At 62.9% G+C, this 13618-nt stretch carries 14 protein-coding genes; 9 read left to right on the top strand and 5 right to left on the bottom strand.

Annotated elements, in window-relative coordinates:
- Positions 1-5 precede the first annotated feature (5 nt).
- From AC1D1L_RS04020 to AC1D1L_RS04030, 3 genes are read left to right on the top strand one after another with little or no spacing between them, the layout of a single operon-like run.
- The gene (locus AC1D1L_RS04020; protein WP_477339008.1) at positions 6-1886 is read left to right on the top strand and encodes an ABC transporter ATP-binding protein; all 1881 of its coding nucleotides are present in this window, start codon (positions 6-8) and stop codon (positions 1884-1886) included.
- Positions 1887-1896: 10 nt separating this feature from the next.
- Positions 1897-3780, top strand: a complete 1884-nt coding sequence (locus tag AC1D1L_RS04025; RefSeq protein ID WP_477339010.1) for an ABC transporter ATP-binding protein — start codon at positions 1897-1899, stop codon at positions 3778-3780.
- Between the two features lie 9 nt (positions 3781-3789).
- The gene (locus AC1D1L_RS04030; RefSeq protein ID WP_477339012.1) at positions 3790-4101 is read left to right on the top strand and encodes a DUF6665 family protein; all 312 of its coding nucleotides are present in this window, start codon (positions 3790-3792) and stop codon (positions 4099-4101) included.
- Between the two features lie 15 nt (positions 4102-4116).
- On the opposite strand, the gene AC1D1L_RS04035 is transcribed toward AC1D1L_RS04030, so the two are convergent.
- Positions 4117-4461, bottom strand: coding sequence for a cupin domain-containing protein (locus tag AC1D1L_RS04035; RefSeq protein ID WP_477339014.1), 345 nt, complete (start codon positions 4459-4461; stop codon positions 4117-4119).
- A 316-nt stretch (positions 4462-4777) separates the two neighbouring features.
- Here AC1D1L_RS04035 and petA point away from each other — a divergent pair, with 316 nt between their 5' ends.
- The 6 genes from petA to AC1D1L_RS04065 all read left to right on the top strand — a co-directional run bounded on the left by petA (position 4778) and on the right by AC1D1L_RS04065 (position 10246).
- Entirely contained in the window at positions 4778-5338 is a 561-nt protein-coding gene (gene petA, locus AC1D1L_RS04040) for a ubiquinol-cytochrome c reductase iron-sulfur subunit (protein WP_027024461.1), read from the top strand.
- A gap of 16 nt (positions 5339-5354) precedes the next feature.
- Entirely contained in the window at positions 5355-6659 is a 1305-nt protein-coding gene (locus tag AC1D1L_RS04045; RefSeq protein WP_192258845.1) for a cytochrome b, read from the top strand.
- A gap of 23 nt (positions 6660-6682) precedes the next feature.
- Positions 6683-7555: a cytochrome c1 gene (locus tag AC1D1L_RS04050; RefSeq protein WP_436261070.1), complete on the top strand. Its 873-nt coding sequence runs from the start codon at positions 6683-6685 to the stop codon at positions 7553-7555.
- A 127-nt stretch (positions 7556-7682) separates the two neighbouring features.
- Positions 7683-8378 carry an acid phosphatase gene (locus AC1D1L_RS04055; RefSeq protein WP_192257707.1) on the top strand — a complete coding sequence of 232 codons (696 nt, stop codon included), beginning with the start codon at positions 7683-7685 and terminating at the stop codon, positions 8376-8378.
- A gap of 167 nt (positions 8379-8545) precedes the next feature.
- On the top strand, positions 8546-9691 hold the full coding sequence (locus tag AC1D1L_RS04060; protein ID WP_436261069.1) for an alpha-hydroxy acid oxidase: 1146 nt from the start codon (positions 8546-8548) through the stop codon (positions 9689-9691).
- A gap of 9 nt (positions 9692-9700) precedes the next feature.
- Positions 9701-10246, top strand: a complete 546-nt coding sequence (locus tag AC1D1L_RS04065; RefSeq protein ID WP_477339018.1) for an adenine phosphoribosyltransferase — start codon at positions 9701-9703, stop codon at positions 10244-10246.
- Between the two features lie 44 nt (positions 10247-10290).
- On the opposite strand, the gene AC1D1L_RS04070 is transcribed toward AC1D1L_RS04065, so the two are convergent.
- The 4 genes from AC1D1L_RS04070 to ychF all read right to left on the bottom strand — a co-directional run bounded on the left by AC1D1L_RS04070 (position 10291) and on the right by ychF (position 13599).
- A complete protein-coding gene (locus AC1D1L_RS04070; RefSeq protein WP_477339020.1) occupies positions 10291-10755 on the bottom strand; it encodes a MaoC family dehydratase in 465 nt (154 codons plus the stop codon).
- Positions 10752-11213: a MaoC family dehydratase gene (locus AC1D1L_RS04075; RefSeq protein ID WP_352556395.1), complete on the bottom strand. Its 462-nt coding sequence runs from the start codon at positions 11211-11213 to the stop codon at positions 10752-10754. The genes AC1D1L_RS04070 and AC1D1L_RS04075 overlap by 4 nt, the downstream gene beginning before the upstream one ends.
- A 94-nt stretch (positions 11214-11307) precedes the next feature.
- Positions 11308-12282, bottom strand: coding sequence for a magnesium/cobalt transporter CorA (corA, locus tag AC1D1L_RS04080; RefSeq protein WP_477339022.1), 975 nt, complete (start codon positions 12280-12282; stop codon positions 11308-11310).
- Between the two features lie 213 nt (positions 12283-12495).
- Positions 12496-13599 (bottom strand): redox-regulated ATPase YchF, encoded by a 1104-nt coding sequence (ychF, locus tag AC1D1L_RS04085; protein ID WP_477339024.1) that lies wholly within the window; start codon positions 13597-13599, stop codon positions 12496-12498.
- Between the last annotated feature and the right edge of the window lie 19 nt (positions 13600-13618).

The raw sequence follows: 13618 nt of genomic DNA on the forward strand, positions 1-13618 counted from the left end.
TCACTATGTTTAGCTGGTTTGAAAAAAGGCTCGATCCGTTCCCCGCAGCGGAACCGGTCGAGCCGCCGAAGACGCTGGTTGCGTTCTGCGTGCATTATACGCGCGGCGCCTGGCCCTACATCATCGTCGATGCCGTGCTGGTGACGGCGATCGCGGTGGCCGAAGTGTGGATGTTCGGTTTTATGGGCCGCATCGTCGACTGGCTGTCCGGGCAGAATCGCGAAACCTTCCTGCAGACCGAGAGCTGGAAGCTCGCCGGCATGGCGTTCGTCGTGCTGTTCGCGCTGCCGGGCACGGTGTGGCTGCATTCGCTGCTCAACCAGCAGACGCTGATGGGCAACTACCCCATGCGCATCCGCTGGCAGGTGCATCGCTATCTCTTGAAGCAGTCGATGAGCTTCTACCAGGACGAGTTCGCAGGCCGCATCGCCACCAAGCTGATGCAGACGGCGCTCGCCGTGCGCGAATGCGTCATCAAGGTGATCGACGTCCTCAACTACGTCATCGTCTATTTCCTCGGCATGCTCTTCATCGTCGGTTCGGCCGACTTGCGGTTGGCAGCACCGCTTGGCGTCTGGCTGCTCGGCTATATCGGGCTGTTGCGCTACTTCATCCCGAAGCTGGGCAAGGTCGGCGAGGCGCAGGCCAATGCGCGCTCGACCATGACCGGCCGCGTCGTCGACAGCTACACCAACATCCAGACGGTCAAGCTGTTTTCCCATGCGCGCCGCGAAGCTACGTTCGCGAGAGAAGGCATGGCCGGCTTCCTCGACACGGTCTACCGGTCGATGCGGCTGGTGACAGTGCTCTACGGCCTGCTCTACATCCTCAATGCGTTGCTGCTGTTCTCGGTCACCGCGCTGGCGCTATGGCTGTGGCTTGGACAGGCGGTGACGATCGGTGCCGTCGCCGTGGTCATCGGCCTTGTGCTCAGGATGTGGGGCATGTCGCAGTGGATCATGTGGGAAATGTCTGGCCTGTTCGAGAACATCGGCACGGTGCAGGACGGCATCGCCTCGATCTCGTTGCCGCGCCTGGTCGAGGACCGGCCGGGGGCGAAGGACATTGCCGTCACCAAAGGCGAAATCCGTTTCGACGATATTCGCTTCCATTACGGCAAGCAGAAGGGTGTCATCGAGAGCCTGTCGCTGACGGTGAAACCCGGCGAGAAGGTCGGCATTGTCGGCCGCTCAGGTGCGGGCAAGTCGACGCTGGTCAACCTCCTGTTGCGCTTCTACGATTTGGAGAATGGCCGGATCCTGATCGACGGCCAGGAGATCGCGTCGGTGACGCAGGATTCGCTGCGCGCACAGATCGGCATGGTAACGCAGGACACCTCGCTGCTGCACCGTTCGGTGCGCGACAACATCCTCTATGGCCGGCCCGATGCCACGGAAGAGATGCTTGTCGAGGCAGCCGGGCGGGCCGAGGCGCTGGAGTTCATCGCCGGGCTTTCGGACCACACTGGACGCAAAGGGCTCGACGCTCATGTCGGCGACCGCGGCGTCAAATTGTCCGGCGGCCAGCGGCAACGCATCGCCATAGCTCGCGTTATGTTGAAGGACGCACCGATACTTATCCTTGACGAAGCGACCTCGGCGCTGGATTCCGAAGCCGAGGCCGCCATCCAGGAGAATCTCTACAAGCTCATGCAAGGCAAGACCGTCATCGCCATTGCGCACCGGCTGTCGACCATTGCGGCGATGGACAGGCTCGTCGTCCTCGACAAGGGCCGTGTCATCGAGGAGGGGTCGCACGAGGAACTCGTCGCCAGCGGCGGGCTCTACGCGCAGCTCTGGCAGCGCCAGTCGGGCGGGTTCCTGCTCGACGATGGTCCAGTCGATGCCGCCAATGACGCCATGGCCAAAGGAGAAGCCGCGGAGTGATGACGTCAGCATGATGACAGCCGTCTATCGCTGGTTCGAGAACTGGGTCTATCCGTTCAGGGAGCCAGCGAATCTTCGGCCACCGTCAAGCGTTGGCGGCTTCCTCTGGCACTATGTCGGCCAGGCGAAGTTCGCCTTCTTCGCCATGCTGGTCATCGGCGGCTTCGCGCCGCTGATCGAGGCCGGGCTGTTCTACTTCGTCGGGCGGCTGGTCGATATTCTCGACCAGCTTCCCGGTGAACGCAGCTGGCATGCGCTGTGGACCGCCGCCGGTCCTGAACTGGTGTTCATGATCGCGGTGGTGCTGGTCATCCGCACCGTCGTCGTCGGACTGTCGGCGCTGGTAAACGAACAGACGATTACGCCGGGCTTCTACAATCTGGTGCGCTGGCAGGCGCACCGGCATGTCTCGCGCCAGTCCTACACCTTCTTCCAGAACGATTTCGCCGGCCGCATCGCGACAAAAGTCTGGCAGGCGGGGCAAGCGACCGGCGACCTGATGGAGAGCTTCATCGAGGTCATCTGGTTCATGCTCATCTATACGGTGACGACGCTGGCGCTGGTCGCCGGGCTCGATCTGCGCCTGGCCGTGCTGGTGGTGATCTGGATCCTTGCTTTCGCCTGGCTGGCCAAGCTCTATCTGCCCTCGATCCGCAGGCATGCCGAGGCCACGGCTGAAGCTGGCTCGATGATCAATGGGCGCATCATCGATTCCTATTCCAACGTGCAGACGCTGAAGCTGTTCTCGGCCGATGGCGACGACCGCTACATCAAGAATGGCTTCGACATCTATCTCGACGCGCTGCGGCCTTTCACCCGCCGGCTGACCGGCGTGCGCATGGCGCTGACGACGCTGTCGGGCATCATGATCACGGCGATTGGCTGCTTTGCCGTCTATCTCTGGGTCGAGGGGTCGATCACCGTTGGCGCCGTCGCTTTCACGCTGTCCCTGGTCTTGCGGCTCAACATGCTGCTCGGGCGGGTGATGATGCAGCTCAACGGCATTTTGCGAAACCTCGGCGTGCTGGAGAACTCCAAGGCGCTGATCTCGCAGCCGCTCGGCCTCATCGATGCGTCCGACGCCAAGGAGCTTGTCGTGGCCGGCGGCCGCATCGACGTGAAAAATGTCGAGTTCCATTACGGCAAGGGGTTCGGTGTGCTCAACGGCATCGACCTTGTCGTGCGGCCGGGCGAGAAGGTCGGGCTGGTCGGACCGTCCGGTGCCGGCAAGACGACACTCGCCAACCTCATCCTGCGCCTCTACGACCTCGAGAGCGGACAGATCACCGTCGACGGGCAGGATGTGTCAGAGGTGACGCAGAATTCGCTGCGCGCCAATATAGGTGTCGTCAGCCAGGACACTGCGCTCTTCCATCGCTCGCTGCGCGACAACATCAAGCTCGGCATGCCTGATGCAACCGACGCCGAGGTGATCGCGGCGGCAAAGAAGGCCGAGGCGCACGAGTTCATATTGGGCCTGCGCGACAACCGGGACCGTGCCGGCTACGAGGCATTTGTCGGCGAACGCGGCGTCAAACTGTCGGGCGGCCAGCGCCAGCGCGTGGCGATCGCCCGCGTCTTCCTCAAGGATGCGCCGATCCTGATCCTCGACGAAGCGACTTCGGCGCTCGATTCCGACATCGAGGCAGCGATCCAGGAGAACCTGACGCGGCTGATGGAGAACAAGACGGTCATCGCCATCGCGCATCGGCTGTCGACCATTGCCGCACTCGACCGGCTGGTGGTGCTGGACGGCGGCCGCATCGTCGAACAAGGCACGCATGACGAGCTGGTGGCACAGGACGGGCTCTATGCGCGGCTGTGGAAACGGCAGTCCGGCGGCTTCCTCTATCACGAGGAAAGCGTGCTGGAAGAGACGCGGCCGGCGGAGTAAAACGCTGAAATGTCGGTCAGAATGCCCTCGAATTTTGGACGCGGCGGCGCGCAGGAGAGCGCGCTGGACCTGCTCGGCCACGAGATCCTGGCCGAAAAGGCGGCGGCACTCGGCCGCGCTGGCCAACGTGTCGAGGAAACGCTGAAGAGGCTGCGCGAGAACAGTGATGACGAGCATCGCGCCCGGCTGCTGAAGGAAGCCGCCGCGGCAGTGCACGCCTATTTCATCCAGCGCGAACTTTGCGGCTTACGCCGGCATGACTCGGTGATCCGCGAATACGACATCCCAAGGGCAGTGCTGGTCAGGCTCGGCGCCAGCTAAAGGCTGCCGGCAACATCATTCCAGCCATTCGGTGATGAAGCTGCCGCTTTCGTGGATGTCGGTCGATTCGAGCGGGCCTGGGCCGAGATTGGTGAATTTGTGCGGTGTGTTCGGTAGCACGATGAGGATCTGGCCGGCCGTAGCCTCGATCTGCTGGTCGCCGATCGTGAACAGGCCGGTGCCCTGGCGGAGGATGAAGATCTCGCAATAAGGATGCGTGTGCAGCCGCGGGCCGCCGCCGATCTCTGCCTGGTAATTGAAGATCAGGCAGGAGTTGGAGCCATGGGCGGCGAGTTGCAATTCGCCCTGCCAAAGGCCGGGCGTCCTGGTCCAGGTCTCGCGGTCGATGATGTGTGCCATTCCAGCGAGACTAGATCACGGCAACCTGTCCTGTCGAGACAGGCGGGGAGCCTCGGATTTGCTGATATGTCCCTATTGTTTAGCCGCCTTTGCCGGCCTTTGGACATCTGGCCGACTGACGCGCTCTTCTGTCCCCGCGACAATCTGCCCTTGTGGCCTCACCCCGCTGGACAAAAACGGGCTTCACGCATAAACCGAAATCCAAATTGCCGGAGGAATTCGCTAGCTTGTTCGCCATGCGCTGTCGGGCCGGCGCGATGGAGCGGGGAACAAAGCTCGACCGCCGGCTCGGAAGAGGCGAAAGGATCAGGCACCCGTGAGCGCAACCGACACCCAGGATCCCAACCGTCGTGATTTTCTCTACGTCGCCACCGGCATGGCCGCAGTGGTCGGCGCAGGGGCCGTCGCTTGGCCGTTCATCGACCAGATGCGCCCCGATGCCTCGACGCTGGCGCTGGCCTCGGTCGAGGTCGATGTTTCCTCGCTGACGCCTGGCATGTCGCTGATCGTCAAGTGGCGCGGCAAGCCGGTCGTGGTGCGCAACCGCACCGAGCAGGAGATGAAGGACGGCGAGGCCGTCAACCTTGCCGATCTCAAGGATCCGATCGCCCGCAACGCCAATCTGCCGGCCGATGCGCCGGCGACCGACGCCAACCGCACCACGCCCGGCAAGGAAGCCTGGATGGTGATGGTGCAGGTCTGCACGCATCTGGGCTGCATTCCGCTCGGCCAGGAAGGTGATTTCGGCGGCTGGTTCTGCCCGTGCCACGGTTCGCAGTACGACACCGCCGGCCGCATCCGCAAAGGTCCGGCGCCCGAGAACATGGCCGTGCCGGTATTCAAGTTCATTTCCGATACCAAGATCCTTATCGGTTGAGGCAGGGGATATTTCGATGAGCGAGGGACACTCGACCTATACGCCCAAGACCGGTATCGAACGCTGGTTCGACGCCCGCATGCCGCTGCCGCGCATGGTCTATGACAGTTTCATCGCCTATCCGGTGCCGCGCAACCTCAACTATGCCTGGACCTTCGGCGGCATCCTGGCGATCATGCTGGTGGCGCAGATCCTGACCGGCATCGTGCTGGCCATGCACTATACGGCCGACACCAATCTCGCCTTCAATTCGGTCGAGAAGATCATGCGCGACGTGAATTCGGGCTGGCTGTTGCGCTACATGCATTCCAACGGCGCCTCGTTCTTCTTCGTCGCCGTCTACATCCACATCTTCCGCGGGCTCTATTACGGCTCCTACAAGGCGCCGCGCGAGCTGCTGTGGATCCTCGGCTGCATCATCTACCTCTTGATGATGGCGACCGGCTTCATGGGCTATGTGCTGCCCTGGGGTCAGATGAGCTTCTGGGGCGCCACCGTCATTACCGGTTTCTTCAGCGCCATTCCGCTGGTCGGCGACTGGATCCAGCAGCTGCTGCTCGGCGGTTTCGCCGTCGACAACCCGACGCTCAACCGCTTCTTTGCGCTGCACTACCTCTTGCCGTTCATGATTGCCGGCGTCGTCGTGCTGCACGTCTGGGCGCTGCATGTGGTCGGCCAGTCGAACCCGACCGGCATCGAGGTCAAGTCGAAGACCGACACCGTCGCCTTCACGCCCTATGCGACCATCAAGGACGCGTTCGGCATGATCGTGTTCCTGTTCTTCTTCGCCTATTTCGTCTTCTACCTGCCGAACTTCCTCGGCCATCCGGACAATTACACGGTCGCCAACCCGCTGAAGACGCCGGCCCACATCGTGCCGGAGTGGTACTTCCTGCCGTTCTACGCGATCCTGCGCGCCATCACCTTCAACATCGGGCCGATCAACTCCAAGCTCGGCGGCGTGCTGTGCATGTTCGGCGCCATCGTCATGCTGTTCCTGGTGCCGTGGCTCGACACCTCCAAGGTGCGCTCGGCGGTCTACCGGCCCTGGTACAAGCTGTTCTTCTGGCTCTTCGCAGCCGACGCCGTCCTGCTCGGTTGGCTGGGCTCGCAGCCGGCCGAAGGCAGCTTCGTGTTCATGGCGCAGATGGCGACGCTGTTCTACTTTGCCTTCTTCCTCGTCGTCCTGCCGGTGCTCGGCCTGATCGAGACGCCGCGCAGGCTGCCGAATTCGATCACCGAAGCGGTGCTGGAGAAGAACAAGGGTGCCGGTGGGGGACATCCGGCAGGTGCGAACGCCGCGCCGGAAACCAAGGGCTGAGCGAGAATCTAAGGGGATTTGGCATGAAAAAGATTCTCACCTCGCTCGCCCTGCTCGGCCTGTTGGCTGGCGGCATCGGAGCGGTCGGCAGCGTGGCGATGGCGGCCGAAGAGGCGCATAACGCGGCGGCACCGACGCATTTCCCGATCGACGAGCCGAAGGAAATGGACTGGAGTTTCGCCGGTCCGTTCGGCACCTATGACAAGGCGCAGCTGCAGCGCGGCCTGAAGGTCTACAAGGAAGTCTGCTCGGCCTGCCATTCGATGAACCTGGTGGCGTTCCGCACGCTGGAAGGCCTCGGCTATTCGGAAGCACAGGTGAAATCCTTTGCCGCCGAATACACCATCCATGACGGTCCCAACGATGCCGGCGACATGTTCGACCGTCCGGGCAAGCCGTCCGACCATTTCCCGGCGCCGTTCGCCAATGAGGAGGCGGCTGCCGCCTCCAACGGTGGCGCAGCCCCGCCCGACATGTCGCTGCTGGCCAAGGCACGCGGTGTCGAGCGCGGCTTCCCGCGCTTCGTCTTCGACATCTTCACCCAGTACGCTCAGGGCGGCCCAGACTACATCCATTCGCTGCTGACCGGCTACGACGAGACGCCGCCGGCCGGCATGGTGATCCCTGAAGGCACCCACTACAACCCGTACTTCATGTCCGGCGTGTCGCTGAAGATGCCGAAGCCGCTCTCGGACGGCCAGGTCACCTATGATGACGGTTCGCCGCAGACGGTTGACCAGTATTCGCGCGACGTCTCGGCCTTCCTGATGTGGGCGGCCGAACCGCATATGGAAGACCGCAAGAAGACCGGCTTCCGCGTATTGGTGTTCCTGTTGCTCTTCGGCGCCCTGGTTTATCTGACCAAGCGCAAAGTGTGGGAAGGCGTGGCCCACTAAGGCCAAGCAGCCTGCGATCAAGAAAGGGCGCCGAAAGGCGCCCTTTTGCTTTTCCGGAGGCGGGCATGTCACATGACCGTCACCACATCTGGCGATCCTGTGCTGCCCTCATCAAAGGATCGCACCCATGAAAAGATACGCATCGCTCGCGGCAGGACTGCTGCTGCTCATCGTCGGCTCGGCCGCCCAGGCCGAAGACGCAAAGCCCTTCATCACCAACAAGGATGTCGACCTGACGATGATCCTGCCGCCGCCGCCGGCCAACGATTCGGCTGAGACCAAGGCCGAGCTCGGCGCGGTGCTGACGCTGCAGGTGACGCGCACGCCCGAAATGGAGGCCAGCGCCATTGCCGACGCCGAGGAAGACGTCTGGCGCTTCACCAATGTCATGGGGCCGAACTTCAACAAGGAAAAGCTGCCGAAATTCTCAGCCTTCTTCGATCGCGTCGTGGCCACCGAAGGCGCCGTCGTCGATCCGGCCAAGGATGTCTGGAAGCGGCCGCGTCCGCACCAACTCAGCGACCTCGTCAAGCCGGCGGTCAAGCTGTCGAGCTCCGGTTCCTGGCCTTCGGGTCATGCCACGGTCGGCACCATGATGGGCATCATCCTTGCCGACATGGTTCCGGAAAGGCGCGCCGAGATCATGGCGCGTGCGGCCGAATACGCCCACAACCGTGTGGTCGGCGGCATCCACTATCCGTCCGACGTCGAGATGGGCAAGATTTCCGGTAGCGTTATCGCCGCCGTCCTGCTCAACCGCGACGACTTCAAGGCCGAGTACGACGTGGCCAAGGCCGAGCTGCGTTCCGACCTCGGTATGTAAGCTATTCCCAACAGTCGGTTTTCGACGGCAAGGGGCGCCAGCGGCGTCCCTTTTTCGTTCATGGCTGTGGCCAAGAGGCAGTTTGGCAATTCACCCGTTGGCATGGCGGCATCGGATTGATATTCGACGCAGCGAGCTTCTTGCGCCATGGCATTTGGAAATCGATGATGCGGCTAAGCGACTGTCACAACTTTTCCGATTTCCGGCGCATGGCGCAGCAGCGGCTGCCGGGGCCGATCTTCAACTACATTGACGGCGCGGCGGACGACGAGGTCACCTATCGCCGCAATACCGAGAGTTTCGAGCGCTGCGACCTCGTTCCCAATGTGTTGCGCGGTGTCAGCGAGATCGACATGTCGGTGACGGTGATGGGCCAGAAACTGGCCATGCCCGTCTATTGCTCGCCGACCGCCTTGCAGCGGCTGTTCCATCATCAGGGCGAGCGTGCGGTGGCCAAGGCTTCGGCCAAATTCGGCACGATGTTCGGCGTGTCCTCGCTCGGCACGGTGAGCCTCGAGGAAGCCCGCAAGATCAGCAGCAGCCCGCAGGTCTACCAGTTCTATTTCCACCGGGATCGAGGCCTCAACCGGGCGATGATGCAGCGGGCCAAGGCGGTCGGCGTCGAGGTGATGATGCTGACCGTTGACAGCATCACCGGAGGTAACCGCGAGCGCGACAAGCGCACCGGCTTTGCCATTCCCTTCAAGCTCAACCTTGCCGGCATGCTGCAGTTTGCGCTCAAACCGGGCTGGGCGATCAACTATTTCACCCATGAGGGGTTCAAGCTGCCGCAGCTCGACGAGCATGTCGACATGGGCGGCGGCACGATGTCGATCAGCCGCTATTTTACCGAGATGCTCGATCCGTCGATGACATGGGACGATGTCGCCGAGATGGTCAGGCTGTGGGGTGGTCCGTTCTGCCTCAAGGGCGTCATGTCGGTGGAGGATGCCAAACGCGCTGTCGAGATCGGCTGCAGCGGCATTGTGCTTTCAAACCATGGCGGCCGGCAGCTGGACGGCTCGCGGGCGGCCTTCGACCAGCTGGCCGAGATCGTCGACGCCGTCGGCGACAGAATAGACGTCATCATGGATGGCGGCGTGCAGCGCGGCACGCATGTGCTGAAGGCGCTGTCGCTCGGCGCCAAGGCTGTCGGCGTTGGGCGCTACTATCTGTTCCCGCTGGCGGCGGCCGGCCAGCCCGGCGTCGAGCGGGCGCTGGAGCAGATGCGGGTCGAGATCGAGCGTGGCATGAAGCTGATGGGCTGCAGTTCGATCGAACAATTGTCGCGCACGAATCTCCGTTTCAGGTAATCTCGGCTCATGAAATCCTCGCTCGAAGACACGCTGCTCGCCGCGATCCGCACCATTCCGGACTATCCCAAACCCGGCATCCTGTTTCGCGACATCACCACTTTGCTCGGCAATGCGCGCGCTTTCCGCCGCGCCATCGACGAGCTGGTGCATCCCTATGCCGGCCAGAAGATCGACAAGATCGCCGGCATCGAGGCGCGCGGCTTCATCCTCGGCGGCGCCGTCGCACACCAGCTTTCCGCCGGCTTCGTGCCGATCCGCAAGAAGGGCAAGCTGCCCTACGAGACGGTGCGCGTCGCCTACAGCCTGGAATACGGGCTGGACGAGATGGAGATGCACAAGGACGGTGTTGTGCCGGGCGAGAAGGTGATCCTGGTCGACGACCTGATCGCCACCGGCGGCACGGCGGAAGCAGCGGTCAGGCTGCTCAGACAGATCGGCGCCGACATTCTTGCTGCATGCTTTGTCATCGACCTGCCGGACCTGGGCGGGCGGGCGAAGCTTGAGGCGCTGGGTGTGCCGGTGCGGACGCTGATCGGGTTTGAAGGACATTAGGCAGGGCACTTTTTCCCTTCTCCCCCTGGGGGAGAAGGAAGAGGCTACCCCGCCTTCACCAGCACGGCGCTGTCGAATTCCAGCACCTTGTCGTCCGTCGAGTCGAACCCCTCCGAGCGCAGCGCGAGCAGCCGCCAGCCGGGGCGGGTGGCGAGCGGGCGGTGGGAGACGGCCGTGCGCATGAAGGTTACGGTTTCTCCGGCATAGACCGGCTTTGGCCATTTCAGGTTCTTGAAGCCGGGCGAGGGGCCGAATTCGGGCAACGGGCCGGGACCGCTCCATCGCGTGGCGTCCAGCCGGCTTTCGAGGTTGAGTTTCATCCAGGTGGCGGCGGTGTGCCAGCCTGAGGCGCAGAGGCCGCCGAAAACGCTTTTCTTTGCTGCCTCCTCGTCGACATGGAAGGGTTGTGGATCGTATTTGCGGGCGAACGCTTTGATCGCCTCGGCCTCGAATGTGTGCGAGCCGAGATCGATGGTTTCGCCAATGCGGAAGAACGCGTCGAGGCTCATGCGCCGGCCTCGCGGGTCAGGAACATGACGGTGTTTTCGAGTTCGAAGACGCGCTCGCCACGCTGGTTGACCATTTCGCTGCGAAAGGTGACCAGACCGAGTTGGGGTCGTGACTTCGAAAGGCGCCTGGCGACCACACCAGTCCTGCCGGAAAGCGTGTCGCCGGCCAGCACCGGCTTCTTCCATCTGACCTGGTCGATGCCCGGCGCACCTTGCGCGGTCGAGTCGAGCAGGAAGGCGTCGCACAGCATGCGCATGAAGATCGCGCAGGTGTGCCAGCCGGAAGCGGCGAGCCCGCCAAGGATGCTGGCTTTGCCGGCCTCCTCGTCGAGATGCATCGGCTGCGGGTCGAACTCGGTGGCGAATTCGACGATTTCGGCCGCACTCACCTGCTTGGCGCCGAGGTCGATCGATGCGCCCTCGGTGAAATCCTCATAGGCCCAGGTCTTTCCAGTCATGATCCTAATCCAGTTCAAGATTGTACGATCACCGGGCATCCGGATGCCGTCCCGAGGGCGTTGGGTCAAGTGAATTCTAGTGATCCAGACCCGGTCAGAGCCAGCCGCGACGGCGGAAATACCAGAAGGGGAGGATCGCCGACAGGATCATCAGGCCAATGGCGAAGGGATAGCCGAGCTCCCATTTCAGCTCTGGAATGACGTCGAAATTCATGCCGTAGATCGAAGCCACCAGCGTCGGCGGCAGGAAGATGACGGCGGCGACCGAGAAGATCTTGATGATGGCGTTCTGCTCGATCGAGATCATGCCCAGCGTCGCGTCGAGCAGGAACGAGATCTTCTGCGACAGGAAGGTGGCGTGGTCGGCGAGCGACAGCACGTCGCGCGACACGGTCTTGATACGGGCGCGGACGTCCTTGCTCATCTTGGTCTGGGTCGCGACATGGGCGAGGAAGCCGGCGAGGCGCTGCAGCGAGATCAGGCTGTCGCGGATCGAGGAAGCGATGTCCTCCTTGCGGCCGATGGCCTTGAGCAGCTCCTGGAAATCGCGGTTGCGCTTGTTCACCTTGGTCGAGCGCGCCTCGAAGATATCGCGCGAAATCGTCTCGATGTCGCGGCCGGCGCGTTCGAGAATATCGGCGAGCCGATCGACGATCGCCTCCAGCAGGCCGATCAGGATGGTGTTGCCGGTAGTGCAGCCTGTCGCCACCTTCTCGGCGCGCAGCGGAAAGGTCTTGAACGCCTTCGGCTCATGATAGCGGATGGTGACCAGTCTCGGTCCGGCAAGCACGAAAGTGACCGGCGACATCAGCGGATCGTCGATCTCGGTCTGCGCTGGCAAAGTGGCGGTCATGAAATAGGCGCCGTCCTCGATATAGAGGCGGCTCGAAATCTCGATCTCCTCCATCTCTTCGCGCGTCGGAATGGCAACGCCGAGCCAGCTCTCGATCGTGGCTTCTTCTTCCCTGGTCGGGTTGAGAAGGTCTGCCCAGACGACCTGATCGCTGCTGGCCGCGAGATCGTCGGTGACGCGCAGGCGGTCATTGTCGACGACGAAGGCCTTGATCATCGCCGGTCTCCGTTGGTTGAACCCAAGAGGTTTCGTTCGATAGCGATGGGTCCTGCGCGCGCAGCCATTTCCCACGGAGACGGGCAGGTCGCATGCAGACGGCCTTAGACCCGGTGCCAAGGGCAGTCAAGCGAAGCAGCATGCGGGCTCTTCCACTTGACGCAGCTGTGATCGGCCGCGGTCAGCGTGCCGGCCGCGAGAGGCCTCGGCGCCTCAGGTGTTGAACTTGAACAGCAGCACGTCGCCGTCTTGGACGACATACTCCTTGCCTTCGTCTCGCGCCTTGCCGGCTTCCTTGGCGGCCACTTCGCCGCCCAACGTGACATAGTCATTGTAGGCGATGGTCTGGGCGCGGATGAAGCCGCGCTCGAAATCGGTGTGGATGACGCCGGCTGCTTGCGGGGCCTTGTCGCCCTTGTGGATCGTCCAGGCGCGCGTCTCCTTCGGCCCGGCGGTGAAATAGGTGATCAGGTGCAACAGATCGTAGCCGGCGCGGATGACCTTGTTGAGGCCCGGTTCGTCGAGCCCGAGCGAGGACAGGAACTCCATCTCCTCTTCGTCCGAGAGCTGCGCGACTTCGGCCTCGATCGCGGCCGAGATCACCACGGTGCCAGCGCCCTGCGCGGTGGCCATCTTTTCCACGGCCTGGGTGTGCTCGTTGCCGGTGGCGGCGTCGGCCTCGGCGACGTTGCAGACGTAGAGCACTGGGTGCGAGGTCAGAAGGTTCAGCCCCTGCAGAATGCGCAGATCCTCGGCTGAAATGCCCTTGAGCAGGATGCGGGTCGGCTTGCCGGCCTGCAGCAGCTCAAGTGCTGCCTCCATCATCGGCAGCACGGTGGTGGCTTCCTTGTCCTTGCTGCCGGCGCGCTTGCGGATCTGCACGATGCGGCGCTCGAGGCTGTCGAGATCGGCAAGCATCAGCTCGGTCTCGACCGTCTCGGCGTCGGCGACGGGGTCGATGCGGCCCTCGACATGGGTGATGTCGTCATCCTCGAAGCAGCGCAGCACATGCACGATGGCGTCAACCTCGCGGATGTTGGCGAGGAACTGGTTGCCCAGCCCTTCGCCCTTGGAGGCGCCGCGCACCAGGCCGGCAATGTCGACGAAGGAGATGCGGGTCGGGATGATCTCTTTTGACTTGGCAACCGCGGCGATCTTCTGCAGCCGCGGATCGGGCACCGCGACCTCGCCGGTGTTTGGTTCGATGGTGCAGAACGGATAGTTGGCGGCCTGCGCCGCCGCCGTCCTGGTCAACGCGTTGAAAAGCGTCGACTTGCCGACGTTGGGCAAGCCAACGATGCCGCATTTGAAACCCATGTGTCCGGTCCTATCGGGA

The organism is Mesorhizobium sp. P2_D6 (assembly GCF_056404315.1).